General features: G+C 58.0%; 28 protein-coding genes. 12 read left to right on the plus strand and 16 right to left on the minus strand.

The genetic code is table 11. The annotated features are described in order from the left end of the window. The first annotated feature begins 20 nt into the window (after positions 1-20). The 3 genes from ACOI7D_RS01765 to ACOI7D_RS01775 all read left to right on the plus strand — a co-directional run bounded on the left by ACOI7D_RS01765 (position 21) and on the right by ACOI7D_RS01775 (position 440). Positions 21-122, plus strand: a complete 102-nt coding sequence (locus tag ACOI7D_RS01765; RefSeq protein WP_004150782.1) for a YoaK family small membrane protein — start codon at positions 21-23, stop codon at positions 120-122. Next, on the plus strand, positions 122-196 hold the full coding sequence (yoaJ, locus tag ACOI7D_RS01770) for a protein YoaJ (protein WP_137910537.1): 75 nt from the start codon (positions 122-124) through the stop codon (positions 194-196). The genes ACOI7D_RS01765 and yoaJ overlap by 1 nt, the downstream gene beginning before the upstream one ends. Positions 197-314: 118 nt before the next feature. Next, on the plus strand, positions 315-440 hold the full coding sequence (locus ACOI7D_RS01775; RefSeq protein WP_004203733.1) for a hypothetical protein: 126 nt from the start codon (positions 315-317) through the stop codon (positions 438-440). Positions 441-499: 59 nt separating this feature from the next. Here ACOI7D_RS01775 and ACOI7D_RS01780 read toward each other — a convergent pair whose 3' ends face one another. From ACOI7D_RS01780 to fraE, 4 genes are all read right to left on the minus strand, one after another. Next, positions 500-763 carry a DUF2534 family protein gene (locus ACOI7D_RS01780; RefSeq protein WP_004203731.1) on the minus strand — a complete coding sequence of 88 codons (264 nt, stop codon included), beginning with the start codon at positions 761-763 and terminating at the stop codon, positions 500-502. Positions 764-893: 130 nt separating this feature from the next. Continuing rightward, a complete protein-coding gene (leuE, locus tag ACOI7D_RS01785) occupies positions 894-1532 on the minus strand; it encodes a leucine efflux protein LeuE (protein WP_048334744.1) in 639 nt (212 codons plus the stop codon). Positions 1533-1621: 89 nt separating this feature from the next. After that, positions 1622-2536 carry a kdo(2)-lipid IV(A) palmitoleoyltransferase gene (lpxP, locus tag ACOI7D_RS01790; protein WP_023289231.1) on the minus strand — a complete coding sequence of 305 codons (915 nt, stop codon included), beginning with the start codon at positions 2534-2536 and terminating at the stop codon, positions 1622-1624. A gap of 675 nt (positions 2537-3211) precedes the next feature. After that, positions 3212-4255 carry a fructose-asparagine asparaginase gene (gene fraE, locus ACOI7D_RS01795; RefSeq protein WP_044522254.1) on the minus strand — a complete coding sequence of 348 codons (1044 nt, stop codon included), beginning with the start codon at positions 4253-4255 and terminating at the stop codon, positions 3212-3214. 303 nt (positions 4256-4558) lie between these two features. On the opposite strand from fraE, the gene ACOI7D_RS01800 reads away from it, so the two are divergent. Both ACOI7D_RS01800 and ACOI7D_RS01805 read left to right on the plus strand, forming a co-directional pair. Continuing rightward, the gene (locus tag ACOI7D_RS01800; RefSeq protein ID WP_023289229.1) at positions 4559-5767 is read left to right on the plus strand and encodes an HD domain-containing phosphohydrolase; all 1209 of its coding nucleotides are present in this window, start codon (positions 4559-4561) and stop codon (positions 5765-5767) included. 72 nt (positions 5768-5839) lie between these two features. Beyond that, positions 5840-7624, plus strand: coding sequence for a diguanylate cyclase (locus tag ACOI7D_RS01805; RefSeq protein WP_064154851.1), 1785 nt, complete (start codon positions 5840-5842; stop codon positions 7622-7624). Here the strand turns inward: ACOI7D_RS01805 and ACOI7D_RS01810 are convergent. Continuing rightward, on the minus strand, positions 7621-8520 hold the full coding sequence (locus tag ACOI7D_RS01810) for a LysR substrate-binding domain-containing protein (RefSeq protein WP_023289227.1): 900 nt from the start codon (positions 8518-8520) through the stop codon (positions 7621-7623). The genes ACOI7D_RS01805 and ACOI7D_RS01810 overlap by 4 nt on opposite strands. Positions 8521-8639: 119 nt before the next feature. On the opposite strand from ACOI7D_RS01810, the gene ACOI7D_RS01815 reads away from it, so the two are divergent. Next, positions 8640-10142: a UbiD family decarboxylase gene (locus tag ACOI7D_RS01815; RefSeq protein WP_023289226.1), complete on the plus strand. Its 1503-nt coding sequence runs from the start codon at positions 8640-8642 to the stop codon at positions 10140-10142. A gap of 84 nt (positions 10143-10226) precedes the next feature. Here the strand turns inward: ACOI7D_RS01815 and ACOI7D_RS01820 are convergent, their stop codons facing one another. The 4 genes from ACOI7D_RS01820 to ACOI7D_RS01835 form a co-directional block, all read right to left on the minus strand. Continuing rightward, positions 10227-10637 (minus strand): Spy/CpxP family protein refolding chaperone, encoded by a 411-nt coding sequence (locus ACOI7D_RS01820; protein WP_071997525.1) that lies wholly within the window; start codon positions 10635-10637, stop codon positions 10227-10229. Between the two features lie 135 nt (positions 10638-10772). Continuing rightward, entirely contained in the window at positions 10773-11459 is a 687-nt protein-coding gene (locus ACOI7D_RS01825) for an EAL domain-containing protein (protein WP_109547504.1), read from the minus strand. A 428-nt stretch (positions 11460-11887) separates the two neighbouring features. Continuing rightward, complete coding sequence (locus tag ACOI7D_RS01830) at positions 11888-12043, minus strand: hypothetical protein (protein ID WP_032429125.1); 156 nt, start codon at positions 12041-12043, stop codon at positions 11888-11890. A gap of 45 nt (positions 12044-12088) precedes the next feature. Further along, positions 12089-12721 (minus strand): helix-turn-helix domain-containing protein, encoded by a 633-nt coding sequence (locus ACOI7D_RS01835; RefSeq protein WP_023289223.1) that lies wholly within the window; start codon positions 12719-12721, stop codon positions 12089-12091. A gap of 568 nt (positions 12722-13289) precedes the next feature. Between ACOI7D_RS01835 and ACOI7D_RS01840 the strand changes: the two genes are divergently transcribed. Continuing rightward, positions 13290-13487, plus strand: a complete 198-nt coding sequence (locus ACOI7D_RS01840) for a hypothetical protein (RefSeq protein ID WP_023289222.1) — start codon at positions 13290-13292, stop codon at positions 13485-13487. A 59-nt stretch (positions 13488-13546) separates the two neighbouring features. Here ACOI7D_RS01840 and ACOI7D_RS01845 read toward each other — a convergent pair whose 3' ends face one another. Continuing rightward, the gene (locus tag ACOI7D_RS01845) at positions 13547-14341 is read right to left on the minus strand and encodes an AraC family transcriptional regulator (protein WP_032452468.1); all 795 of its coding nucleotides are present in this window, start codon (positions 14339-14341) and stop codon (positions 13547-13549) included. Positions 14342-14418: 77 nt separating this feature from the next. Here ACOI7D_RS01845 and ACOI7D_RS01850 point away from each other — a divergent pair, with 77 nt between their 5' ends. The 3 genes from ACOI7D_RS01850 to ACOI7D_RS01860 are packed head-to-tail and all read left to right on the plus strand — an operon-like array spanning position 14419 to position 17598. Then, positions 14419-16476: an FUSC family protein gene (locus ACOI7D_RS01850; RefSeq protein ID WP_109547505.1), complete on the plus strand. Its 2058-nt coding sequence runs from the start codon at positions 14419-14421 to the stop codon at positions 16474-16476. Continuing rightward, positions 16469-16681, plus strand: a complete 213-nt coding sequence (locus ACOI7D_RS01855; protein WP_023289219.1) for a DUF1656 domain-containing protein — start codon at positions 16469-16471, stop codon at positions 16679-16681. The genes ACOI7D_RS01850 and ACOI7D_RS01855 overlap by 8 nt, the downstream gene beginning before the upstream one ends. After that, positions 16678-17598, plus strand: coding sequence for an HlyD family secretion protein (locus tag ACOI7D_RS01860; RefSeq protein WP_109547506.1), 921 nt, complete (start codon positions 16678-16680; stop codon positions 17596-17598). The genes ACOI7D_RS01855 and ACOI7D_RS01860 overlap by 4 nt, the downstream gene beginning before the upstream one ends. Here ACOI7D_RS01860 and cydB read toward each other — a convergent pair. The 6 genes from cydB to ACOI7D_RS01890 all read right to left on the minus strand — a co-directional run bounded on the left by cydB (position 17592) and on the right by ACOI7D_RS01890 (position 22267). After that, a complete protein-coding gene (gene cydB, locus ACOI7D_RS01865; RefSeq protein ID WP_109547507.1) occupies positions 17592-18602 on the minus strand; it encodes a cytochrome d ubiquinol oxidase subunit II in 1011 nt (336 codons plus the stop codon). The two genes, ACOI7D_RS01860 and cydB, sit on opposite strands and share 7 nt — an antisense overlap. Continuing rightward, the gene (locus tag ACOI7D_RS01870) at positions 18599-20005 is read right to left on the minus strand and encodes a cytochrome ubiquinol oxidase subunit I (RefSeq protein WP_109547508.1); all 1407 of its coding nucleotides are present in this window, start codon (positions 20003-20005) and stop codon (positions 18599-18601) included. The genes cydB and ACOI7D_RS01870 overlap by 4 nt, the downstream gene beginning before the upstream one ends. A 55-nt stretch (positions 20006-20060) precedes the next feature. Next, a complete protein-coding gene (locus ACOI7D_RS01875) occupies positions 20061-20948 on the minus strand; it encodes a manganese catalase family protein (protein WP_050533966.1) in 888 nt (295 codons plus the stop codon). A gap of 15 nt (positions 20949-20963) precedes the next feature. After that, positions 20964-21470 (minus strand): ferritin-like domain-containing protein, encoded by a 507-nt coding sequence (locus ACOI7D_RS01880; RefSeq protein WP_109547509.1) that lies wholly within the window; start codon positions 21468-21470, stop codon positions 20964-20966. Between the two features lie 26 nt (positions 21471-21496). Beyond that, positions 21497-21991, minus strand: coding sequence for a ferritin-like domain-containing protein (locus ACOI7D_RS01885; RefSeq protein WP_023289213.1), 495 nt, complete (start codon positions 21989-21991; stop codon positions 21497-21499). A gap of 90 nt (positions 21992-22081) precedes the next feature. Then, the gene (locus ACOI7D_RS01890; RefSeq protein ID WP_004150795.1) at positions 22082-22267 is read right to left on the minus strand and encodes a general stress protein; all 186 of its coding nucleotides are present in this window, start codon (positions 22265-22267) and stop codon (positions 22082-22084) included. A gap of 610 nt (positions 22268-22877) precedes the next feature. Between ACOI7D_RS01890 and ACOI7D_RS01895 the strand changes: the two genes are divergently transcribed. Beyond that, entirely contained in the window at positions 22878-24071 is a 1194-nt protein-coding gene (locus tag ACOI7D_RS01895; protein ID WP_109547510.1) for a zinc-dependent alcohol dehydrogenase, read from the plus strand. Between the two features lie 111 nt (positions 24072-24182). Beyond that, entirely contained in the window at positions 24183-24410 is a 228-nt protein-coding gene (locus tag ACOI7D_RS01900; protein ID WP_023289211.1) for a DUF1272 domain-containing protein, read from the plus strand. Positions 24411-24455: the final 45 nt, after the last annotated feature.

Genomic DNA, 24455 nt, shown 5'->3' on the forward strand with positions numbered 1-24455 from the left:
GTGGGTACAGGGACACTATCATGAAATTAGGTATTCTTTTCCCGGTGGCGATCTTTATCATCGCCGTCGTCTTTCTCGGCTGGTTTTTTGTCGGCGGCTATGCGGCGCCGGGCGGGGCATAATGAAAAAAAGCACCATTATTATGCTGGTTGTCGCCATCGTGGCGGTGGCCGGCGCCCAGTTCGGCTGGTGGTGATCGCCGCGGCGATATTGCGGAGTTGTCCTATCCCATCAATAAGTTAACGCTTTACACTCACGTTATCCGCCGCGGCATTCTCGGCCCCGGGGAAAGAAAAATAGCGGGAGAAGTAAGGATGAAAAAACCGATCGTGTTACCGTTGATTATTGCGCTGTGCACGCTGTTATCGGGATGCATTGTTGACGATGGCTATCACCACCATCGCCATCACCACCATCATCACTATCATGACGATGATTAATGCTTCACGCTGTTGATGAGCCGATAAAACAGGGCGAACTTTGGTTCGCCCGTTGACGCTTAATCCTGACGCTCGTCACCTAGGAAAATAAAGCCGAGCGGAATAGCGAAGAGCGCGGTAAAGACGATGCTGTAAACCGTCACCATCGCCCCCTGCAGGAAGAACATGGACGTCGTCCACTCCGAGTACGGCATATTGTACTCGCTCACCACGCCGCCAAAGGTCGCCCGTCCCACCACCGCCAGCGCGATAGCAAACACCGCCGCGAGCGACAGACAGTATTTTTTGCAGTTTTTATTGCTGAGGAGTTTTTGCAGAATCATCCGGGCTTCCTTTTTGCTGAGCGATAAACGGCTGTATATGTAACACCAATGCAATAAAAAATGAAGGGTTTTTGTTACAGGGCAGAATAAGAGGCGGCGGGCCGGTCTGTGGGTAACCGGCCCGTGGGGATCAGGACTGCAGGGTAGCCAGGCGCGCGGCGAACCCAACGAAAACCAGGCCAATCAGGCTGTTGCCAAGTTTGGCCAGCTTCTTGCGGGTTTTGACGTAGCGGGTGACAAACGAGCCGGAGAGGATCAAAAAGCTCATATAGCAGAAGCTTATCACCTCGAGGGTCAGCGCCAGAATAAAGAACGCCACCCCGGGTGCTTTGGCGTTGACGTCGATAAACTGCACGAAAAACGACACATAAAACAGAATCGCTTTCGGGTTGGTCAGACTCAGGGTCAGGGAGCGCTTAAGGATTGCGCTCGCCGGCTCTGCGTTGGCGTCGGCCTGGCCGTCACGCTGGGTCAGCACCGCATAGAGCATTTTGCCCCCCAGCCACAGCAGGTAAATCGCCCCGAGGTAACGGACGACGTTAAACAGCACCGGCGTGGTCTTAATCAGCGTCGCCACGCCGGCAAAGGCCAGAAACATCAGCACCGCGTCGCCAATAAAGACGCCCGCCGCCGCCAGATAGCCTTTCTTCACGCCGTGGGCAATGCCCGTCTTCAGCACAAAAAACGTATTAGGGCCAGGGACGAGGATGATAAACACCGCCCCGACCAGGTAGGTCAAATAATTCAGAACACCAAACTCAGCGAACACTCTGCACTCCTTCGCGCACGACTAAAACATGATCCGGCTCACGTTACCCCAACTGTCGGGATTTTGAAAGCGCAGCCTGTGCGGGAAGGTTAATAGACGGAGGGTTCACCCAGCGGGCGGGTTTTAAAACGGCGATGCACCCATAGATACTGCTCGGGGGCGCGCAGGATCTCGCGCTCAATCACCTTGTTGATATAGCCGGCGGCAATCTGCTTATCCTCACCCGGATAGTCATTCATCACTTCGCTAATGTGCAGGCTGTAACCCTGGCGATCCAGCTTGCGCACCATGCTGATGCTCAGCATTTTCGCCCCCGATAAACGGGAAAGCACATAGGTGCCGTTGGTGGTAGCCGCCTGCGGGACGGAGAAAAACGGCGCAAACACGCTGCCCTTGGGGCCGTAATCCTGGTCCGGAGCAAACCAGACTGCTTCGCCTGATTTTAAGGCATGTACCAGGCCGGTCAGGTTGTTGCGATCGATCATCGCTTTGTTCGAGCGCAGGCGACCGCGGGTTTGCACCCACTCCATCAGCGGACTGTTGTGCGGACGATAGGTGGCCATCATTGGACGACACAGCCCCATGGCGCGCCCGCCCAGCTCCAGCGACATAAAGTGTACGCCGACGACCATCACCCCTTTCCCGCCGCTAAGCGCATGATTAAGGTTGGCAAAGCCCTCGACATCAAACCATTTTTTAACCCGCTCATCGCTCCAGAACCAGGCCATGCCGGTTTCGATCAGTCCCATTCCCAGCGACATAAAGTTTTGATCGATGAGGGTCTCGCGCGCCGCCGGCGACATCTCCGGGAAGCAGAGCTCAATATTGCGCCGGGCGATATGTTCGCGGCGTTTGAGAAAGCGTCGGGAAAGACGACCCGCGCTGGTGCCGATAAAATGCAGCAGCGGATAAGGCAGTTGCACGATCAACCAGAGAATGCCGAGCCCGAACCAGGTCAGCCAGTTGCGCGGGTGTAAAAGTTGTTTATGAAATACGCAGGCCATGATTTTTCCTGTAAACATTAATTATGTGGTAACGCTTAAGGAAAACAGAGTCCATTTATCATCATTAGGCGGTACGTACAGCAAGTTCGACAATACTAATCCGGCGAAATTCCTTCCGGCAAGTAAAAAACTGCGTGCTGACAAAAAAACATAATTGCGGCACAAATGTTACTAAATGTAAACTTAAATCTTGCGGCCCTTTTAATATATTCATCATGTATATCATTTTCACGCTAATCATCCGCGTTACTAGCAGAAAAAACCGAATTCTTCACCGGGGGCCGCCCTGCCTGCGGGGAGATGTCGTCCGCTAAGCCGCGCGGCCAGCGGCGTGGCGCATCGCGTCGCATCGTCATTTGTGGGCGTGATAATTAAAGCGCGCGCGCCGTGGAATGTATCATGTTTAATCTATCAGCATAAGGAAGATTAAATTCGCCTTAAGACAATAATTAAGAATAGGCTTATTTAAGCCTGCTATAAAAAATACTCGTCTTTCCCTGCGGAGGCATTTTAATGGCGCCCTCGCCGGCTGCTAAAAAAATATTTCTTTACGCCTCGCGCATAAAAACAGGCGGGGTGAATGACGGACAATGATCCGCCGCCGGTTTGCACTCGCGTCGGGTGATTGAGAGAACAACGCGGCCAGGGCGCGAACCACGCCCTGGCCGTAGAGGATCAATAGGTGTGGAAGTATTGCTGGATCAGCTGCGGATTTTTCGTCTGCGTCAGCGCCGTCATCAGCAGAATACGCGCTTTCGCCGGGTTGAGTGAATCGGCCACCAGCCCTGGCTGGCTGTCGTCCGGGGGCACCACGCCGCTGCCGGTGCGGGAGGCGCGCACCACCACGATACCCGCCTGCTGCGCTTTTTTAATACCAGCGGCGCTACGTACCGATACAGAACCCGCCCCCGTGCCGGCGTAAATAATACCGTCGGCATGATGGGCGATCGCCGCATCGTACATATACTCCGGGTCGTCCTGGTAACCATAGATGATCACCACTTTCGGCAGAGCCTTCAGCTGACGCACATCGAAGACCGAGCGCAGGGTATGAATTTTATCCACCCGCGTTTCAAACTGGGGTTTTCCCCCCACCACGACGCCAAGATAACCCTCCTCCGGCGCCCGGAAAGTATCCAGCGAGGTGGCATTGGTTTTGGTGACGAAGCGCGCCGCGCCGATGCGGTCGTTAAGCACCACCATGACCCCGCGCCCGCGGGCATCCGGGTCGGCGGCGACGGTGACGGCTTCCAGCAGGTTCATCGGCCCGTCGGCGCTGATCGCCGTCGCCGGACGCATCGCGGCGGTAAAGACCACCGGTTTATTGCTTTTCACCGTCAGATTGAGGAAATAAGGGGTTTCATCGAGGGTGTCGGTGCCATGAGTGATCACCACGCCATCGACATCATCCCGGGCTAATAACGCATTCACCCGCTTCGAGAGCTGCAGAATAATATCGCTGGTCATATTCTCACTGCCGATATTCGCCACCTGCTCACCTTCGACGTGGGCGATTTTACTTATTTCCGGCACGGCGTTAATCAGCGTCTGCACGCCAATTGCCCCGGCTTTATAGCCCGTCGTCTGGGTATTGCTGGCCGCCGAGCCGGCAATCGTCCCACCGGTGGCTAAAATGACAATATGCGGTAAGCGCGTCTCGCTAAACGCCAGGCTGCTCATCGTCAGTAACGCAATGGCAAGTAATGCTCTAAAATTCATACAAGTCACTCCCTTCATAGACATTAATCAAACTTACGCTTGCTTAATGCAAAGGGCTTGCCAGAATTGATATCTTTTACGGGGGGTAAATGGTTAACTATCAGACAATAATAAGGTTCTCGCATCAACATCGCCCAAATCTGGTGCATGACTGGATCTGAACCGGGCAAGCGCCATGAACCCATACATTATGAGTTTTTACCCTTTCAGCAACACACAACACGCATTGGGATCAGATTATCGACACTTCCGTCACCCCCGAGGTCATTTATGCCCGCCGGGTGACGCGAACGGAGAACAGAAATGCGTATTGCCCTGAAGTCGGCCCTGATGCTGACCACCAACGTCATTCAGATCATTAACCCTGATCTGCACCGGCATATGCAACGAACGGCCTTAATCGCCCTGACGCTGGCGCAAAGGCTGGGCTTGCCTGCCGAGCGGCAGCAGACCATCTTTTGCGCCGCGCTGCTGCACGATATCGGCGTACTGGGTGATAGACGCACCATTCATTCGCTGGATGCCATCGATAATATCCACGATCCGCATCAGCGCCAGGGGGCGGCGATGCTCGAGGGGTTAGCCACCTTCCGGCCCATCGTCCCCTTTATTCGCGACCATCACTTTAGCCCGGAGCACCGCGGCAGCCGCGAACAGCATATTGTCTATTTCGCCGATGCCTTTGAACGGCTGCTGCCGGCGGATAGCCGCGTGACCGCCTGGCCCACGCGGGCAGTGGTGGAGCAGTTCGTCACCCTGCACCGGGAGATCGATCCGTTACTCTGCGATACCCTGTGCGAGGTCGCTGAAAATGCGAGCTTCTGGCAGCACCTGCATCCCGGGCATATTCAACGGCTGCTGGAAATTATTGCCCCCATCAACACGCTGTATCTGGATATTGACGGTCTGAAAGATGTCTGCCTGCTGATTGCCAAAATTGTCGACACCTACAGCAGCTTTACCGCCAGCCACAGTATTATGGTGGGGGAAATCGCCCGCCAGCTTGCCCACTGGATGCAGCTGCCGGAGCCCATCTGCCAGCAAATACAGGTTGCCGGCTATCTGCACGACATTGGTAAGGTTTATATCCCTCTTTCTATTCTGGAAAAAGAGGGGGAGCTGGATGACGACGAGCTGAGCCAGGTACGCGAGCACAGCTACATGACCGGGGATCTCCTTAGCGACTACAGCGAGCTTGGCGACATTATCAACTGGGCCTCGAATCATCATGAAAAACTGGACGGCAGCGGCTACCCTCTGCATCTCGAAAAGGATCACCTGACCCTCGCCGACCGCATTATCTCCATCGCCGATATTTTCACCGCCCTGACCGAAGATCGCCCTTATCGTAAAGGGATGGCCTGGCAGGAGGCCTTACAGATTATGGAAACGGATGTTATAAATGGCGCTCTGGATCGCGATGTCTTTCTCGTTTTGCGCCACCATGCGGAAACGCTACACGCCATCATTCTTCAGACCCTCGAACACCCCCGCAGCGAGCACCGTCCCTGAAGCGGACCGCCGTCGTGACGGGGACGGGTTCTATAATTAAAACAGCTTCATCTGCATGCAAGGAAACACAGGGTGAGAATCGCCACCATCACCAACTGGGCCTACGGGATCACCGTCGGCCTGACGCTGGCCTCCGGGAGCGCCATGCTCATGGCCTCCAGCGCAGACCGCGTCGAACGCCAGGCGGTACAGCAGCGCCAGGTCTTTGATACCCTCTCCGACGAGGTGGAAAACGACGCCTGGGCGCTGTCTGACCTCGCCCGGCTATACGTGGTTAAGCCCTCGCCGGAGACGCTGGAGCAGTACCAGCAGCTGCAGCGGACCGACAAAAGCATTGAGCTGCGGCTGGCCAGATTGAAAGATAACGGCGCCAGCCGCGAGGAGCTGGCGCTGCTGCACGATGGCCTGCAGATTGCCGCTGAACTGCAGGATGAACAACAGGCCGCCCTGGCGCATGTCGCCCACGGCGATGCGCCAGCGGCCATCGCCGTGCTGTACGGTAATGCATACGAGACCGAGCTGGAACGCATGCAGACGCAGATCGATCGCTTCCGCCAGATGCTCGAAAATCGCGCCGCCGTCGCCATTGACCAGGCCACCGAACGCTCGCGGATCTGGCGCACCCTGTCGGAAATCATGGTCGGCCTGACCGCGCTGATGTTTTTGTTCGTCCTCGGCTTTATTCTCAAGCGGCGGGTGCTCTACCCGGTGGTTCGCCTGAGCGACGTGGTGCAGCGTCTCGCCTCCCAGGACTATGCGGTGGAGACGCCGCAGTTTACTCAGGTGGATGAAATTGGCGATATGGCCCAGGCCATCCGCATTTTTCGCGAGAACGGCCTGGCCCGCCAGCAGCTGGAGCAGCAGCGCGACGCTGACTGGGCGATCCGCGAACTGCTGGCGCGCATGACCCAGCGTCTGCAGGGCTGTGAAACCATTGAGGATGTGATTAAGGTGGCGGAACTGTTTGCGCCGAATATCGCCCCGACGATCCCCGGGAAACTGTATATTCTCGATACCGACCCCTGGCAGATGCGCTGCGTGGCGCAGTGGCTGGCGCCCGCCGGGGAGACGACGCCCTTTTCACCCGACGACTGTTGGGCGATACGTCGGGGACTCAGCCATCCGCCGGTGCAGGGCGAACCCGATATCACCTGCTATCATCTGCCGGAGGCGCACGCCGGCCAGTCGCTCTGCGTACCGCTCATCGCCCAGGGCGAAGCCATCGGGCTGTTGACCTTTCACAACGTTACCGCCAGTGACGCCCCTTCCCGGGCCTACCTTGAGCTGATGGCGGAAGCGCTGGGCCTGGCGCTGGCCAATCAGCGCTTACGCAGCGCCCTGCTGGAAAAAGCGCTGTTCGATTCCCTGACCGGCCTGCGTAATCGCCATCATCTTGACGAAGCGCTGCATTCACAGATGGCGCTGGCGGTCCATACCCACACCCCGCTGAGCTGTCTGATGATCGACATCGATCATTTTAAAGCCATCAATGACCGCTACGGCCACGAGGCCGGCGATCTGGTGATTAAGAGCGTCGCCACCATCGTGCAGCGCGCGGTGCGCGATATCGGCACGGCTTTCCGCTACGGCGGCGAAGAGTTTCTGGTGCTGCTCCCCGGCCTTGACGAAGCCGAGGCGCACCAGTGCGCCAGCGAGATCTATACCCAGGTGCACGCGATGACGCTGCGCGATGGTCTGACCGAGATAGGCCAGGTGGATGTGTCGATTGGCATCGCCAGCTACCCGCAGCACACCCAAAGCGACAGCCTGCTGCGCGCGGCGGACGCCGCGCTGTACCGGGCGAAAGAGCTGGGCCGCTCAAGGATTGTCAGCTTTGGCCGCCTGAAGACCAGCTAACCGGGTGATTGCTCGGTCGCATTGAGCAGCGAGATAACTTTCCGCACCACCGCCGAACGGATATGGCGGTGGTAAACCATGCTCAGCTCACTCTCCGCCAGCCGGTCCTGAAGATCGATATACACCACGTTATCGAGGCGTAAGGCCCGCGCCGAGACCGGAACCAGGGCCACCCCGACCCCGGCGGAGACCAGGCTAATCATCGAGGTGACGTCGTTAATCCGCTGCGCCACCTGCGGCGTAAAGCCCGCGACGCGGCAGGCGTCAATAAACACCTGCTCCAGCCCGGTGCCCTGCGGATCGTCAAGCGAGATCCAGTTATCCGCGCGCAATGAGGCCAGATTGAGCGCCCCCACGCCCGCCAGCGGATGCTGTTGATAGAGCGCCAGGCAGAGCTTTTCCCGCACAAACGGCCTGACCACCAGCGCCTCCGGCGGCGAGGCCAGCGGCGCGCGGATGATGGCGATATCCAGGCGCAGATCCAGCAGCGCTTCGTAGAGCATTTGCACATCGCCATGCACCAGCGACAGCTCAATCCCCGGCCAGTCGGCGCGCAGCTCGCGCAGCAGCCCCGGCAGTTTACTGTCGTACATCGCGCTGGAGACATACCCCAGATGCAGCCTTCCCTGCTCGCCCCGCGCGGTGCGCTGGGCGTCCAGTGCCGCCTGGTCGACCATCTCCAGCGCCAGCCGCGTCTTCTGCCAAAAGGCCTCGCCCGCGGCGGTCAGGGTCAGACGGCGGTTGGCGCGGGAGAAGAGCACCACCCCCAGACGCTGCTCGAGCTGTTTAATCTGCTGGCTGAGGGCGGGCTGGGCGATATGTAACCGCTCCGCCGCCCGGTGCATATGTAACTCTTCGGCAACGACCACAAAATGGCGTAACGCTCGCAAGGACATGCCGGACTCCATAGGTTTTATTGATAACAAAAATCTTATCAATAACGCATGAATGATGCAATTGATAACCATTAGCCTGCGAAGCATACTGTGCGCATCGACACGCTAAGGAGAACATCATGACCGCACCGATTCAGGATCTGCGCGACGCCATCGCGCTGCTGCAACAGCATGACAATCAATACCTCGAAACCAATCATCCGGTGGACCCTAACGCCGAGCTGGCCGGCGTCTATCGTCATATCGGCGCCGGCGGCACCGTGAAGCGCCCCACCCGCATTGGCCCGGCGATGATGTTTAACAATATTAAAGGCTATCCGCATTCACGCATTCTGGTGGGCATGCACGCCAGCCGCCAGCGGGCGGCGCTGCTGCTGGGCTGCGAAGCTTCGCAGCTGGCGCTGGAGGTGGGTAAAGCGGTGAAAACACCGGTTGCGCCGGTGGTGGTTCCGGCCGGCAGCGCCCCCTGTCAGGAGCAGGTTTTTCTGGCCGACGATCCGGACTTTGATTTGCGCACCCTGCTCCCGGCGCCCACCAACACCCCGATCGACGCCGGCCCCTTCTTCTGCCTGGGCCTGGCGCTGGCCAGCGATCCTGACGACGCCTCGCTCACCGACGTCACCATCCACCGCTTGTGCGTGCAGGGCCGGGATGAGCTGTCGATGTTTCTTGCCGCCGGCCGCCATATCGAAGTGTTTCGCCAGAAAGCCGAGGCTGCCGGCAAACCGCTGCCGATAACCATCAATATGGGTCTCGATCCGGCCATCTATATTGGCGCCTGCTTCGAAGCCCCTACCACGCCGTTTGGCTATAACGAACTGGGCGTCGCCGGCGCGCTGCGTCAGCGCCCGGTGGAGCTGGTGCAGGGCGTCAGCGTCCCGGAGAAAGCCATCGCCCGCGCCGAGATCGTCATTGAAGGCGAACTGCTGCCCGGCGTGCGCGTCAGAGAAGATCAACACACCAACAGCGGCCACGCGATGCCGGAATTTCCCGGCTACTGCGGCGGCGCCAACCCGTCGTTGCCGGTGATCAAAGTCAAAGCGGTAACCATGCGGCACAATGCCATCCTGCAGACGCTGGTGGGACCGGGGGAAGAACATACCACCCTCGCCGGGCTGCCGACCGAAGCCAGTATCTGGAATGCCGTCGAGGCCGCCATCCCGGGCTTTTTACAAAACGTCTACGCCCACACCGCGGGCGGCGGTAAATTTCTGGGGATCCTGCAGGTGAAAAAACGTCAGCCCGCCGACGAAGGACGTCAGGGACAGGCTGCGCTGCTGGCGCTGGCGACCTATTCCGAACTAAAAAACATCATTCTGGTTGATGAGGATGTCGATATCTTTGACAGCGACGATATCCTGTGGGCGATGACCACCCGTATGCAGGGGGATGTCAGCATCACCACCCTCCCCGGTATCCGCGGTCACCAGCTCGATCCTTCCCAGACGCCGGAATACAGTCCGTCGATCCGCGGGGAAGGTATCAGCTGCAAGACGATTTTTGACTGTACGGTTCCCTGGGCACTGAAAGCGCACTTTGAGCGTGCGCCGTTTGCCGATGTCGACCCGCGTCCGTTTGCCCCGGAGTATTTTGCCCGTCTGGAAAACGGCCACGGTCAGTAAGTCAGTCAAGCGGGGCGACAGGCGCCGGACACGCGGCGTCTGTCGTCCGATGCAGCGCCATCCGGAGCGGATGGCGAAGGCGGGTTAGTTGATCGCCGCGGCGAGGTCTTTTTTCACCTGCTCACGCTGCTCGGCGGTCAGCACCTGGCTGACGTCGAAGTAGTATTTCACGCGATAATAGCGCACCTGCTGATCCAGTTGGCTAAAGGCAGCCAGCTGCTGTTTGACTTTGGCTTCATCCCATTTCCCGGAGTGAATCACGTCGGCCAGGGCGCCGTCCTGATAGCCGCTGATTTTAATCTGGCTCACACTGTTTTCGAAGCCCTGACGCAGCGCCTGGATTTTGGCGACCTGCTCCTCACTCAGCTTCAGGTGCTGGACGACCGGGTCCTGCGAGACAGACGGCACGTCAGCCGAGGTCGACGCCTGGCTGGCGGCGGTGAAGCAGGTGGTCAGCGCAATGGCGATCAGGGTGTTACGCAAACGTGTATTCACAATGAGTTATCCTTCAGGCAAGTAAAAGAGACTGGATTATCATCGCGGGAATAAAGACTATCTGTAACAAAGCATTCGTTTAAAACTGGATAAGAAAAGAATGGCAGGTAGCCGAAACCTGGCCCCGGCGGGCGCTCAGCAGCAAAGAAAGATATATTCATCCTTCCAGTAACGGCCCTGACCAATGATATCCCCGGCCGCAGTGATGAGCCGTTTTTGCTTTTCGGTTTCGATCCCCTCCACAATCACATGCCCGGTCAGGGTATGAATAGCCTGTAACAGCCCGGGCAAAGCGGGATCGTTTTCTTTGTCCCAGAAATAGTCTTTATCCACTTTGACGCAATCAAAGCGAAATCGCTCCAGCAGCCGGAACGTCGTTCGTCCGCGACCAAAGTCATCCAGCCAGACCGGGCAAAGCGCCGCCAGCGTGCTCAGCGCCGTCAGTTCACGGCCGGCGATAAATTCATGAAAATTCTCATTTATTTCCAGAGCAATGTATTTACAGGAGCGCAGAAAATCACAGAGATAGCGGTCGGTCAGAATAAAATGGCTTAATAAATCATCAATATTTAGAGAGATCGGCTTATTATCGACCTGGGAAAAATCAAATACGGAAAGCAACTCGATTTGTCGGGTAAATAGTGCAAGCTTATCGCTTTCGGTGAGCGTGGAGAAAGAAAACGTGGGCGCTGAGGTGTTATTTTGTGCGGGTGCTATAATGCCTTTAGTGAGCAATTCCCACGAGTGGTAGCCGCCACCATCGCTAATAGCGGGCTCCAGAACGAAGCGATAAGAGGTATTTTTCACGTTTTCTTTAACCATTTAAAAAATACCAGAAATAAGAAAGGGTTAAAGCATGTCATATATTTCCCGCTAACAAAAATAGTTTAAAATGATCGATAAGAAACATTCGATAGCTAAAAGCTATCAAGATATAATTTATTGATCGGTAAAGTGAATTAATATAAATTTGCCACCGCTGTCAGACCCGCGTAAATCACAATTAAAATATCGTTTCAAACCAGCCAGTTACAAGATAACCCCGCCGCCAGGCATGGCGACTTCATGCTTTTTCCCTGCAGGATAAAAAGCATGATGTAATAAAAACGAAAAAAACAAGCCGCCAGTTTTTGTCATATTGTTATGCCGAAGATGAATAACGCATCACCCGGCACGCCCCGCCGGCCATGCCTTCTGCGGGCGATAAATCAGGCAGCCGGGTCAACGAAACGTCATATTTTCCCGCTACCTTACTGGCAGAAAAGGCGAAGCGGGAACAGGGTAGTGAAAAGAATATACGTGGTTCCGCTGGCGCTGATGCTGATCATGCTCAGCGTCAGCGCGTGGCGGGAACCGGCTCCGCGGCATGCCGCCAGAGGGCTGTGCGTCTGGTTTGATGGCGCAATGGTCGACTGCCTGCAGAGGCAGCGGCTGGGCGAAGCGAGACCCGCTCACGCGCTGGTCAGACGATAAACCGGTACCCGCCGGGTGGTATTGAACAGATTGTCGCTGACCTCCACCTCCTCAGTGACAATAGCCATCCCGGACCGGCGCAGCTGGGCAATGTCCGCCGCCACCCGCTGACTGCCGAACCAGAACAGAGCATCAAGCGCGGTAACCGGCAGGCCGGCGATTAATGCCTGGCGGAGTCGATCCCGGGCAGGTTTAATCTCCCGGGCGATCTGCTGGTACGGCGCCGCCGTCAGGCCCGTCGCTTCGACGCGACGAATGCGGTTTGTCAGGTGGTAATGAAAGCTCTCCGGTACAGCCTGTAAATCCTGCTTCAAACTGTAGACGCAGCCGTAACGTTTGCCGTTGAACACGGCGGCTTTACGGCTGAGCTGCAGCGTCTCGCGGACGTCGGCGATCAGCTGCGGCGCGCGCACCAGCAGCAGGCGAAAAGGCAGCTCGAAGCTGGTGACATAGTCGACGTTCAGTAACGCAATGCGCAGGCGCTCCTCTGCCCCGGCCTGCAGCTGACGGCACTCCTGATAGACTTCGCGCCACTGCTCCCGCAGCCGCGACGTTTCACCGGCTTCGGTAAACTGGTATTTTTCAATATCGTAATCAACTCTCCCGGCCACCGCGCATTCCTTCCTGAATCAGTCCCGGCGTTATACTATCATCCTCCGGCGCTGTACCCTACGCCGAGCGCCGTCGCCGCTGCCGGTTATTTACGATAAAGATAACGGGTGATGACCACATCAAGAACAAACAGCAGGAAAATAACGCTGCTTAACCACAATAAGCCTGCGAATAAATCAAGTAATTGCATCGTTGTTCCCTCGCCGTTGGCCATAAAATATAAAGCCCCATCACCATAAAGTAGTTAAGAACTACCTTAACAGCCACAGAATAAAAATTATTTAGCGATATGAAATCCCGAGCCCTTGCAGGTTCATTTTACTGACATCAAATTGTCATCAAACAATGTCTATCATCAGCCGACGCCACAGGATTGTTCCTGCCGTCATGGTATCGCCGGCAAACGCGCGACCGCACGGTTTAACAACACGGAATAATATCGCCCTACCCCACTCTTACTGTCATTGCATAATCTTATATCAGGCCCCATTGCCATTCTGCTGAATAATCCGGAAAGCGCGATAAGTCATAAACGCCCTGCTGATTGGTTGACCATGGAGAAATACGATGCCCAGCGAAAAAGCCCGCAGCCTTGACCATTTCTATGAATTACTGGCGACAGGACAACATCAGAAAATTGAACTCGATTTCGACGTCGCCGCGGACGATTTTTTTAAAATCGCCACCGAGTTTGGCGACATTGGCGCGAGGATCACCCGGCTGAATGAGCGATTTATTATTAAGATCAAGTCGCCGAAAGCCTAAGCCCCTGCCCGCCCTCTCTGGCGGGCGTCAGGCCAGCGGTCGTCGCCCGTCCCTTTTTCTTAACGAGTGCCGGTCTGCCGTTCGGCAAAATAGTGCGCCGGCGTCGTCCCCATCGTTTTTTTAAACAGGGTAATGAAAGCATTCACCGACTCATACCCCAGCTTAGCCGCCACGTTTTGTACCGAAACGCCGCTGGCCAGCTCCTGCAGGGCAATAATCAGATGCAGCTGCTGGCGCCAGCGTCCGAAGGTGAGGCCGGTCTCCCGTCGCATCAGGCGCGCCAGGGAGCGTTCACTCAGCGCCAGACGTTTCGCCCACACCGGCAGGGTACTGCGATCGTCTGGATGACTCACCAGCCTGTCGGCCATGGCGCGTATTTTGGGGTGCGCTGAGACGGGCAGATTCAGGCGCTGCGCCGGCATGGTCGCCAGCTCGTCAAGGGTCACCCGGGTCAGTCTCCCGGCATGGCTATCCGCCGCGTAGTCCGCCCCTTCGCGGGTGAGCCGCCCCACCAGCTCATGGATCAGGGAAGAGAGCGCCAGCGCGCAGCAGCTGTCGGGCAGCGCCGCCGCCCCGGGTTCAATAAACAGGTAGTTGAGGCGCGCGTTCCAGGTGGCGGTCACACTGTGGGCAATACCGCCCGGGATCCATACCGCGCAGCGAGGCGGCACGATCCACAGGTTATTTTCCGCCCGACAACGCACCGCGCCATACAGCACGATAATCAGTTGTCCTTTGCGATGGCTATGCACCGGCACTTCGGCTTCATACTCGACAAAATCAAGATGGCGCGCGACGGCCGGGCAGGAAGACGCGTCCGGATCGTACAGCGTATTGGCAAAAGGTGATGGCATACGGTTGGCAAGATTCAGGTATTTTTTGACAGAATAGAGTATTTCTCCGCAAGCGCAAGCCGGCAATAATCGGCGGCATGAACATCATCCTCTTTCGTCAGGCCCGCTGGCTGCGGGCCGCAGGCGCCGTCGCGCGCCGTTTCATGCCGCAAACACCCTCAGCCGCGCTGCGCAGCGATGGCCAGGCGGTGATCTATGCCGCGAAGAGTTTCGCCGCGGCGATGCTGGCTTACTATCTCGCGCTCTCCATCGGTCTGCAGCGGCCTTCCTGGGCCATCATCACCGTCTATATCGTCTCGCAGACCTCGGCGGGCGCCTCGTTGAGCCGTAGCGTCTATCGGCTGGTCGGGACCGTCGTCGGCGCGGCGGCCACCGTGATCATCGTGCCCACCTTCGTTAACCAGCCGATCCTGTGCAGCGTCGTGCTGGCCCTGTGGATCGCGGGTAGCCTCTGCCTGTCCCTGCTTGAACGCACGCCGCGCGGGTACGCCTTCCTGCTGGCGGGTTACACCGCGAGCCTGATTGGCTTTCCCGCCGTCTCCGCGCCCGGGACGATCTTTGATCTCGCCGTCACCCGGGTGGAAGAGATCGCCATCGGTATCTTATGCGCCGGCCTGATCCATCGCTTCGTGCTGCCGGTGCGCATCGCCGGGCGGTTTAACAGCACGCTGGCACAGACGCTGGCAACCGCTCGGCAGCGGATCGCCGATACGCTGGCAGGCAAGCCGGTGGCGGCGGAAACGCTGCGGCTGGCGCTGAGCCTGCAGTTTCTCCAGGGCATCAACCACCACCTGCCCTGGGATGACGGCCTGTCTGTCCCTCACCGCCAGGCGAGAAAAGCGATCCACGACCGGCTGGCGCGACTGTTGATCGTCAATGGCGAATTATATGACCGTTTACAGCGGAGCGGGCCGCCACCTGACGACCTGCAGGCGCTGCTGGCGGAGGCAGAGGCCTGGCTAACAGGCCCGCAAGCCGCCAGGTCGGCGCCCTCGGCAGACGGACTTCTCTCCCGCTGCGAGCGGCTCATCGTCCGGTACGCTGCTGACGCGCAGACCATGGACGAGGCGCTGCGGCTCAGCCTGGCGCGCCATCTGGCGGAAGCCATCCGCCTCCTGCAGGAGAGCGAGCGGCTGGCGAAGGCGGTTTATCGTCGGCAGTCGCCTGCCCTGCCCCCCGACGCCGGCGCGGCGAAGGGTTATGTTTTCCATCGCGACCCGCTCAGCGCCCTGCGGACTTCCTTCGGCGCCTTCGTCATCATCCTTAGCGGCTGCCTGATCTGGATAGGATCCGCCTGGCCCGATGGCGGCACCGCGGTCTCGATCCTCGGGGTCTGCTGTAGCCTGTTCGCCAGCTTCGACGCGCCGGCGGCGCATCTGGTGAAATACCTGATCGGCTGCGTGTGGGGCGTGCTGTTCAGCCTGCTCTACAGCTTCGTCCTGCTGCCGCAGGTGAACGAATTTGCGCTGCTGGCGGCGGTGCTCGCCCCGGTCTATCTGCTGGCCGGCTCGCTGCAGGCGCGGCCAGCCACCACCTTTATGGCGATGGGCATCACCCTGACGCTGCCGATATTGTGCGAGCTGGGGGCCAGCTACCGTGGCGACTTCGCGACGGCGATCAATACCGCGCTCGCGCTGTTTATCGCCGTCGGTTATGCGGCGTTTGGTATGCGCCTGCTGCAAACCGTGCAGGCGGAAACCGCTATCCGTCGTCTGCTGACGCTGTGCCAGCGCGATATCCGCCGCGCCGCTCGCGGCCGGCTGGCGCACAATGCCCACCGCTGGACCAACCTGATGATCGACCGAACCGCATTACTGCTGCCCCGCCTGCCGCAGAGTGGACCGGCAGCCGGTCAGTTGCTTGACAAGATGCTGCGCGATATTCGTACCGGTCTCGCCGTGATCCATCTGCGCCGTCGCTATCAGCAGGCGGACAGTGCGTCGGCGGACGCAGTGCAAGCGCTCCTGGACGCGCTGAACCCGCAGCCGGACATGACGGCCCTGGAGCAACCGGTCAATGCGCTGCTGGCCCAGGCTTTACCGGCGACCGATGCCGCCTCGCGCGAACGCGCGGAAGCGCTCATCGCGCTGTATTGCGCCTTACACCTGCCTGAGGAGAGCCAGAACCATGCGTGACCTCGCGCTGGGCGGGGTATTTTTCCCCGGCCTGCTGATTGTCGGCCTTATCGCCCTGCTCGCTACACTGTTGCTGCAACCGCTTATCTTCTCCGCCCGCGGCCCGGGTCGCCTGCCGTGCCGGCCGCTGTGGGGGCTGTCCCTTTTTATCGCGCTTTTCTTCCTGCTCCTGCAGGGCGTTCACACGCTGGGGTTATCCGTATGACACTGTATCTGACACTTCTGGGCCGCTATGCCCTGACCTTAGGCGCCGTCGCCGCCGCCGCGCTACTGGCTTTCATTTTCTGGAAACAGGAGGCGCAGACGCCCTGGACCCGCGATGGCCGGATGCGGGCCGACGTGGTGCAGATCGCCCCCAATGTCTCGGGGCCGGTGGCCAGCGTGGCGGTGAAAGACAACCAGTGGGTCAATCGGGGAGAGGTACTCTATACCATCGATCCGCGCTGGCTGAAGCTGGCGGTCAGCAGCGCACAGGCGGAGGTGGAAGCCCGACGCCAGGAGATGGCGATGCGCCAGGATGCCGCCAGACGTCGGGCGCAGATCCAGGGCGTCATCTCCAGCGAAGATCTGAAACAGACCAACAGCGCGGCCAGCGTCGCGGCCGCTAACTACCAGGGCGCGCTGGCGGCACTGGCGCTGGCGCAGCTGAATGTAGCGCATGCCACCGTGCGGGCGCCGGTATCCGGCTACGTGACCCATCTCCGGCTGCGCCCCGGCGACTATGCCACCGCCGGGGTGACGACAGTCGCCATTATCGATGGTCAGAGCTTCTGGGTGGTGGGGTATTTTGAAGAGACCCGTCTGCGCCACATCCACATTGGCGATACCGCGCACATCACGCTGATGGGCTATGACCCGGTTATTACCGGCCATGTGGAGAGCATCGGGCACGGGATCGGCGATACCAATGATGAAACCGGCGCCCTGGGCCTACCGCAGGTCGAGCCAACGTTCAGCTGGGTGCGGCTGGCGCAGCGTGTGCCGGTGCGTATCCATATCGATACCCTGCCCGCGGGGGTGGAACGGGTCGCCGGTCTGTCCGCGACCATTTCGGTCATCCCTGAGCGGACGGCGCGGCGCGCCGGTCAATCATCAATAGCCGACTTGCTGTCCTCTCAGTGATAGCCTTCGCTGCCGGACACTTTGCCGCGAAAGACGTAATAGCTCCAGGCGGTATACATCAGGATCACCGGGATGATCAGCAGCGCCCCCGGCAGCATAAACACCTGACTGGAGGGCGGCGCGGCGGCATCCCACAGGGAGATGTGCGGCGGAATAATGTTCGGCCAGACGCTGATCCCCAGCCCGCTGAAGCCGAGGAATATCAGGCCCAGCGTCAGGATAAAGGGACGAGCGTGGCTGGCGGGGCGCTCGCTCAGGCGCCAGATCCACAGGCTCAGGGTCAGCACCAGGATCGGCACCGGCACGAACCAGAAGAAATTGGGCAGCGTAAACCAGCGTTCCGCCACGTAGCGCCAGCCCAACGGCGTCCAGACGCTGACCACCGCGATCACCGCCATCAGCGCCAGCAGCACCTTGCGGGTCAGCTCGCGCATCCGCTGCTGCAGCGCGCCTTCGCTTTTCATGATGAGCCAGGTGGTGCCCAACAGCAGATAGGCCACCACCAGCCCCAGACCGCAGAACAGGTTAAAGGGGGTAAGCCAGTCCAGCGTCGAGCCGGCGAAGCGGCGGTCGGCTACCGCAAAGCCGTTGATAAAGGCGCCGACGACAATCCCCTGGCTGAAGGTCGCCAGCAGCGAGCCGCCGGCGAAGGCATAGTCCCAGAAGGTGCGATGCGAGGGAACCGCTTTAAAACGAAACTCAAACGCCACGCCGCGGAAAATCAGGCCGATGAGCATCGCCGTCAGCGGGATAACCAGCGCATCGGTGATCACCGCGTAAGCCAGCGGAAACGCGCCGAACAGCCCTGCCCCGCCGAGCACCAGCCAGGTTTCGTTACCATCCCAGACGGGCGCCACGCTGTTAACCATCACATCGCGCTCTTCGGCGTCATGCACCACGCTGAACAGCATCCCGATGCCTAAATCGAAACCATCCATCACGATATACATCAACGTGGCGAAGACAATGATGACAAACCAAATCACCGAGATATCGATGCTCATGATGCGTTCTCCTCATCCCGCACCGGCTCTGCCGCCGAGAGCGGACGCGCCGGGGTGCCTGCGGTTTGCGAGGTCAGCTCCGTCACCGGCTGCGGCCCTTTTTTGATAAGCCGGAAGATATAGTAATACCCCACGCCAAACACCGCGCAGTAGACCACGATAAACACCAGCAGGCTGATAGCCATCTGCAGCGTACTGTGCAACGACACCGCGTCCCGGGTGCGCAGCAAACCGTAGATCACCCACGGCTGACGGCCCATCTCGGTGGTCACCCACCCGGCGACCAGCGCAATAAGACCGGCGGGCCCCATACAGAGCGCAAACCACTGGAAGGGACGCGAATGGTACAGCCGCCGCCGATAGCGCAGCCAGGCGCTGCAGATCCCTAAGCCGATCATCAACAGGCCCATCCCAACCATGATACGGAACGACCAGAACACGGCGGGCGAATAGGGCCGGTCCTCTTTCGGGAAATCTTTCAGGGCCGGCACCTGCTTATGCAGGCTGTGGGTGAGGATCAGGCTGCCCAGCGCCGGGATCTCCAGGCCATAGCGGGTCCGCTCCTCTTCCATATCCGGCAGGCCAAACAGCAGCAGCGGGGTGGCCTCGCCCGGCCGGTTTTCCCAGTGTCCTTCAATCCCCGCAATCTTCGCCGGCTGATGCTCAAGGGTGTTAAGGCCATGCATATCCCCCACCACCGCCTGGATGGGCGCCACCAGCAGCGCCATCCACATCGCCATCGACAGCATTTTGCGGATGGCCGGCGAGTCGTTGCCGCGCAGCAGATGCCAGGCGGCGGAGGCCCCGACGAACATGGCGCTGCTGAGAAACGCGGCGATCGCCATATGGAACAAGCGATACGGGAATGAGGGGTTAAAGATAATCGCCAGCCAGTCCTGCGGGATGAGGTGGCCATTTTCGAGGGTAAAACCCTGCGGCGTCTGCATCCAGCTATTGGAGGCGAGGATCCAGAAGGTGGAGACCAGGGTGCCAAGGGCTACCATGCAGGTGGTAAAAAAATGCAGCGCCGGCGGCACCTTGCTCCAGCCGAACAGCATCACGCCGAGGAATCCCGCTTCGAGGAAGAAGGCGGTCAGCACTTCATACAGCAGCAGCGGGCCGGTAATACTGCCGGCAAACTGGGAGAACCCGCTCCAGTTGGTGCCGAACTGATAGGACATGACTAATCCGGAAACCACGCCCATGCCAAAATTGACGGCGAAAATTTTCAGCCAGAAGTTGTAGAGCGAGCGCCAGACGTTATCCCGGGTTCGCAGCCACATCCCTTCCAGCACCACAAGGTAGCTGGCAAGGCCGATGGTGATGGCCGGAAACAGAATATGGAAGGAAACGGTAAAGGCAAATTGCAGTCGGGCCAGATGAAACGCGTCAAATTCAAACATAATCCGCACCCATCATTATGAAACGCCCCGGCCGCAGCCGGGGCTTATGCGAACATCACTTAGCCGATGATGAGGTGTTTTGCTTACCGGCGCCCAGTTCAGCGCCGGTCAAAGGATCACCCTGTGGGTCAGACTCTGTTCGCTTCAGCATCGCTTTGCACAGCGCTTCCTGCTCCGGCGTCAGGCCGACAGAGGCGCTGCCATCTCCGCCATCCACGGCCGGCTGCGGATCCTGGACATAATCGAAGTGTTTGTCACTGTTCCAGCTGCCGCGTACTTCTCCACCTTCAGACATATTGTAGTAGGTGTTCGCGTACTCGCTAATGGGCGGCAGTTTGCCCGGCGGATAGTTGTTGCGAATTGACTGCAGCGCCTTCTCAAAAGAGAGCTGATGCGCCGCTTCGCGGGTCATCAGGAACGCCAGCGCGTCTTTTACGCCGGGATCGTCGGTCACGTTGATCAACCGTTCATAGACGATCTTCGCCCTCGCCTCCGCCGCGACGTTTGACCGCAGGTCGGCGGTGGGTTCGCCGATAGTATCAATGTAGGCCGCCGTCCACGGCACGCCCGCCGAATTGGTCAGCGGGGTACCGCCGCCGTACAGTAACGACGTAATATGGCTGTCGTTGCCGTTGGCGGTGAGCGAACGATAGAGTTCCGCCTCGCTCTCGGTGCCCTCCGCCAGCGCCCCTTTGGCGCCTTTATTTAGCATGCCGACCAGGGTGCCAATGATCTCCAGATGGCTCAGCTCCTCTGTCGCGATATCCATCAGCATGTCTTTGCGGCCGGGATCGTCATCGCTTAATCCCTGAGTGAAATAACGACACGCGGCGGCCAGCTCGCCCTGAGGGCCGCCAAACTGTTCGAGCAGTAAATTCGCGAGCCCCGGATTGGGTTCAGCAACGCGCACGGTATACTGCAGTTGTTTCACATGACGAAACATAGGCCTGCCTCCTGGTTATTTTTTCGCTTCTACGCCGTCAGCATCTGAACGCAGGAGAAATTGCTCCGTGGTCTGAGGAATATGTTTGATCAGCCAGTCGGCCATGGCCTGCTCTTCCGCCAGGATGGCCTTAATGGCCGGAATGGAGGCGGTATCGCCCGCTTTTTCAGCCGCCGCCAGCAAAGAGGTATAGCAGGCGATCTCAAACTGCTCGAAGACGTACCCGCTGATCGAGCCTTTGACTATTTCATCGGAAGGAAACATCCCGCCGATGGACTGGCCGAGAGCCGCCATTTTACTCATCGAATCTTTAATCACCGAGCGCGAAATCTCGTTGCGGTCGAGGATCTCTTCCAGCACGGTAATTTGCCGTTTGGTCTCATTAATATGCTGTTCAATTCTGGCACGGAGATCCGGATAATTATCGATACGGCCAGCCATTGATTCCAGCATGGATTCAGCCTGTTTTTCCATGGCATGCGCATCTCGTAGCCAGTCATGATAATGTTCAATGTGATTCATCGTGATTTCCTCGTGTCAGGGAGCGTTTATTTTTCTGCTTTTTTATTAATATTACCTACCGCCAGGTCGGTTAATTTCACATCGGTTTGTTTTTCTTCTTCCAGGGTTTCGGCCAGCAGTTTGACCGCTTTTTTATAACCCAGCTGTTCCGCCAGGGTCACCAGGGTACCGTAACTGGCAATTTCGTAATGCTCGACCTTTTGCGCAGCGGCAATTAACGCGGCATCACGTACTTCATTTTTTTCCGTGCTCTCAACGACTTCATTGGCCTCTTCAATTAATCCTTCCATGGCCACGCATTTCATGCGTTTGATTTTCAGACCGGATTCCTGCTCAACGATCTGGTCGATACGTTCAATCTGGCCCTGGGTTTCTTCAAGATGAGCATTGAACGCCGCGCTGAGTTTTTCACTGGACGCCGCTCTGGCCAGTTTAGCCAGCCCGCGGGTTAATTGTTTCTCTGCGCTGTAGGTATCTGAGAGCAGGTGAATAAATACATCTTCAATGCTTTTCATATTCATAGAAATACCTTCCGGAGTCAGAAAATAACTGCGAGTCTGTGACAGACTCGCAGGAGATACTTTCACTTCAGGGGGCAAGGAAAAGGATAATCAGGAATTATCAGACTTGCGGCCACCGCCGTGGCTGTTTTGTCCGCCTTTTTTACCCGCTTCGGACGCACGCTGCGGATCATTTTTAAAGTTCCCGCCGCTGTGCTGACCACCTTTACGACCTGCTTCAGAAGCTTTTTCACGGTCTTCAGCAAAATTACCGGAACCACCACGATGCTCTGCCATATTTTCACCTCATGTATATCGGTTATGTCAGTACGATACGAAAATATTCCGTATCACTCGTCGTTCGATATTTAAATCTAGCGGGTAATGCTAGTTAGTCAAATTATTATCCGGTGTTTCCGATACCTTTTAGCAGCAATTCGGAATAATTCTATAAAACACATCAAAAACAACCAGACGGCACATTTCCGCTAACTTACTGTGTTCAGGGAAATAATGCGTAGAGCCCCCCCATGCGGCAAAGAATTATTTATACCGGCGGGTTACTCTCGTTGGGTTATATAACGAAGCGGCAGTATTTCCTGTAGCCCGACTGAAATTAGGAGTTTTTCTTGTTTTTAATGCAAAAAAAAAGCCGCTGGGGAAGCGGCTGGAAAATAAAATGGAGCGAATATCATGCCCGATTAAGCCTGGCATATTCAGGGGAAACAGGCAAATAACGCCAATAAATAAGCGAAGCGTGGCATATATTCAGCGACTGGAATATCACGCAGTTCCATTATTAGTACTCTACGCTTTATTTTTACGGTGGTTTATCGGCGGCATTAGCGTCAGGTCACTTTGCCTTTGCGCCTGATGCGATCAGCCATTCTCTTCAGGAGAAGACTCTATGAAAGCACTCACTTATCATGGCCCCCATCATGTCAGCGTTGACACCATGCCCGACCCGGCCCTTGAGGCGCCGGACGATATTATTCTGCGCGTCACGGCGACGGCGATCTGCGGTTCCGATCTGCACCTTTACCGCGGAAAGATCCCCGGCACGCACCATGGTGATATTTTCGGCCATGAATTTATGGGGGAAGTGGTGGACGCCGGTTCGGACGTCACCGCGGTTCGTAAAGGCGATCGGGTGGTTATCCCGTTTGTCATTGCCTGCGGAGACTGCTTCTTTTGTCGCCTGCAGCAATATGCCGCCTGCGAAAGCACCAATAGCGGCCAGGGGGCGACGCTCAATCGCAAAGGTATTTCGCCACCCGCGGCGCTGTTTGGCTATAGTGATTTGTACGGCGGGATCCCCGGCGGCCAGGCGGAATATGTGCGGGTTCCCAAAGCCAATGCCGGCCCGTTTAAAGTGCCGGACACCTTACACGATGAAAAGGTGCTGTTTCTGTCAGATATTCTGCCCACCGCCTGGCAGGCGGTAAAAAACGCCGAGGTCAAACCCGGCAGCAGCGTGGCTATTTTTGGCGCCGGCCCGGTTGGCCTGCTGTGCGCCTCCTGCGCCAGGCTCAATGGCGCAGAGCAGATATTCATCATTGATCATAACGATTACCGACTCGACTTCGCGCAGCAGCGCTATGGCGCGATCCCGATAAACTTCGACCACCATGACGACCCGGCGCAGTGGATTATCGACAACACCGCCGGCCATCGCGGCGTCGACGCGGTGATTGACGCCGTCGGCTTCGAGGCGAAAGGCAGCCTCACGGAAACCGTCCTCAGCACCCTGAAAATCGAGGGCAGCAGCGGGAAAGCGCTGCGCCAGTGCATCGCCGCCGTGCGCCGCGGCGGCATCGTCAGCGTGCCCGGGGTTTACGCCGGTTTCATTCATGGATTTATGTTTGGCGATGCCTTTGATAAGGGGCTGACCTTCAAAATGGGGCAAACCCACGTCCATGCCTGGTTGCCGGATCTGCTGGCGCTAATTGAGCAAGGGTTGCTCACCCCGGAGGAGATTATCACGCACCATATGCCGCTGGAGGAGGCCGCGCGCGGCTATCAGATCTTTGAGAAGCGTGAAGAGGCATGCCGCAAAGTGATCCTCGTGCCGGGGATGCAGCCCGGAAAGGCAACGCTTTGAGGCGGAGGTTAACGCAGAGAAACCCTTCGGCGGCCAGTGCGGGCCGTGATATAAAAACAGTATCCGCTGGCCCGCCGTGGCGGATACCGCCATTAACCACAGGAGAAGGTCATGCTCGAGTTACGCCCGAATTGCGAATGCTGTGATAAAGATCTGCCGCCAGACTCACCCGAAGCGTTTATCTGTTCGTTCGAGTGTACCTTTTGCCAGGACTGCATGACGGCCCGGCTGAACGGCCATTGCCCGAACTGCGGCGGCGAGCTGGTGCGGCGCCCGGTGCGTCCCGAAGAGGCGCTCCGGCGTCACCCCGCCTCCACCCTGCGTCGCCATACGCAGTAAAACCGGATGAGCAGGCGTCGCGAACGGGAGCCCTCAGGCTCCCTT

This window comes from Klebsiella sp. C360 (assembly GCF_048822415.1).
GTDB lineage: Bacteria > Pseudomonadota > Gammaproteobacteria > Enterobacterales > Enterobacteriaceae > Klebsiella > Klebsiella quasipneumoniae.

Bases quoted from the DNA above. Each gene is read 5' to 3' on its own strand.
- ACOI7D_RS01765 (WP_004150782.1), top strand. From the start codon at position 21: ATGAAATTAGGTATTCTTTTCCCGGTGGCGATCTTTATCATCGCCGTC.
- ACOI7D_RS01775 (WP_004203733.1), top strand. From the start codon at position 315: ATGAAAAAACCGATCGTGTTACCGTTGATTATTGCGCTGTGCACGCTG.
- ACOI7D_RS01780 (WP_004203731.1), bottom strand. From the start codon at position 763: ATGATTCTGCAAAAACTCCTCAGCAATAAAAACTGCAAAAAATACTGT.
- lpxP (WP_023289231.1), bottom strand. From the start codon at position 2,536: ATGGCCTGCGTATTTCATAAACAACTTTTACACCCGCGCAACTGGCTG.
- fraE (WP_044522254.1), bottom strand. From the start codon at position 4,255: ATGAATTTTAGAGCATTACTTGCCATTGCGTTACTGACGATGAGCAGC.
- ACOI7D_RS01800 (WP_023289229.1), top strand. From the start codon at position 4,559: ATGCGTATTGCCCTGAAGTCGGCCCTGATGCTGACCACCAACGTCATT.
- ACOI7D_RS01810 (WP_023289227.1), bottom strand. From the start codon at position 8,520: ATGTCCTTGCGAGCGTTACGCCATTTTGTGGTCGTTGCCGAAGAGTTA.
- ACOI7D_RS01815 (WP_023289226.1), top strand. From the start codon at position 8,640: ATGACCGCACCGATTCAGGATCTGCGCGACGCCATCGCGCTGCTGCAA.
- ACOI7D_RS01825 (WP_109547504.1), bottom strand. From the start codon at position 11,459: ATGGTTAAAGAAAACGTGAAAAATACCTCTTATCGCTTCGTTCTGGAG.
- ACOI7D_RS01840 (WP_023289222.1), top strand. From the start codon at position 13,290: ATGCCCAGCGAAAAAGCCCGCAGCCTTGACCATTTCTATGAATTACTG.
- ACOI7D_RS01845 (WP_032452468.1), bottom strand. From the start codon at position 14,341: ATGCCATCACCTTTTGCCAATACGCTGTACGATCCGGACGCGTCTTCC.
- ACOI7D_RS01850 (WP_109547505.1), top strand. From the start codon at position 14,419: ATGAACATCATCCTCTTTCGTCAGGCCCGCTGGCTGCGGGCCGCAGGC.
- ACOI7D_RS01855 (WP_023289219.1), top strand. From the start codon at position 16,469: ATGCGTGACCTCGCGCTGGGCGGGGTATTTTTCCCCGGCCTGCTGATT.
- ACOI7D_RS01860 (WP_109547506.1), top strand. From the start codon at position 16,678: ATGACACTGTATCTGACACTTCTGGGCCGCTATGCCCTGACCTTAGGC.
- cydB (WP_109547507.1), bottom strand. From the start codon at position 18,602: ATGAGCATCGATATCTCGGTGATTTGGTTTGTCATCATTGTCTTCGCC.
- ACOI7D_RS01870 (WP_109547508.1), bottom strand. From the start codon at position 20,005: ATGTTTGAATTTGACGCGTTTCATCTGGCCCGACTGCAATTTGCCTTT.
- ACOI7D_RS01875 (WP_050533966.1), bottom strand. From the start codon at position 20,948: ATGTTTCGTCATGTGAAACAACTGCAGTATACCGTGCGCGTTGCTGAA.
- ACOI7D_RS01880 (WP_109547509.1), bottom strand. From the start codon at position 21,470: ATGAATCACATTGAACATTATCATGACTGGCTACGAGATGCGCATGCC.
- ACOI7D_RS01885 (WP_023289213.1), bottom strand. From the start codon at position 21,991: ATGAATATGAAAAGCATTGAAGATGTATTTATTCACCTGCTCTCAGAT.
- ACOI7D_RS01890 (WP_004150795.1), bottom strand. From the start codon at position 22,267: ATGGCAGAGCATCGTGGTGGTTCCGGTAATTTTGCTGAAGACCGTGAA.
- ACOI7D_RS01895 (WP_109547510.1), top strand. From the start codon at position 22,878: ATGAAAGCACTCACTTATCATGGCCCCCATCATGTCAGCGTTGACACC.
- ACOI7D_RS01900 (WP_023289211.1), top strand. From the start codon at position 24,183: ATGCTCGAGTTACGCCCGAATTGCGAATGCTGTGATAAAGATCTGCCG.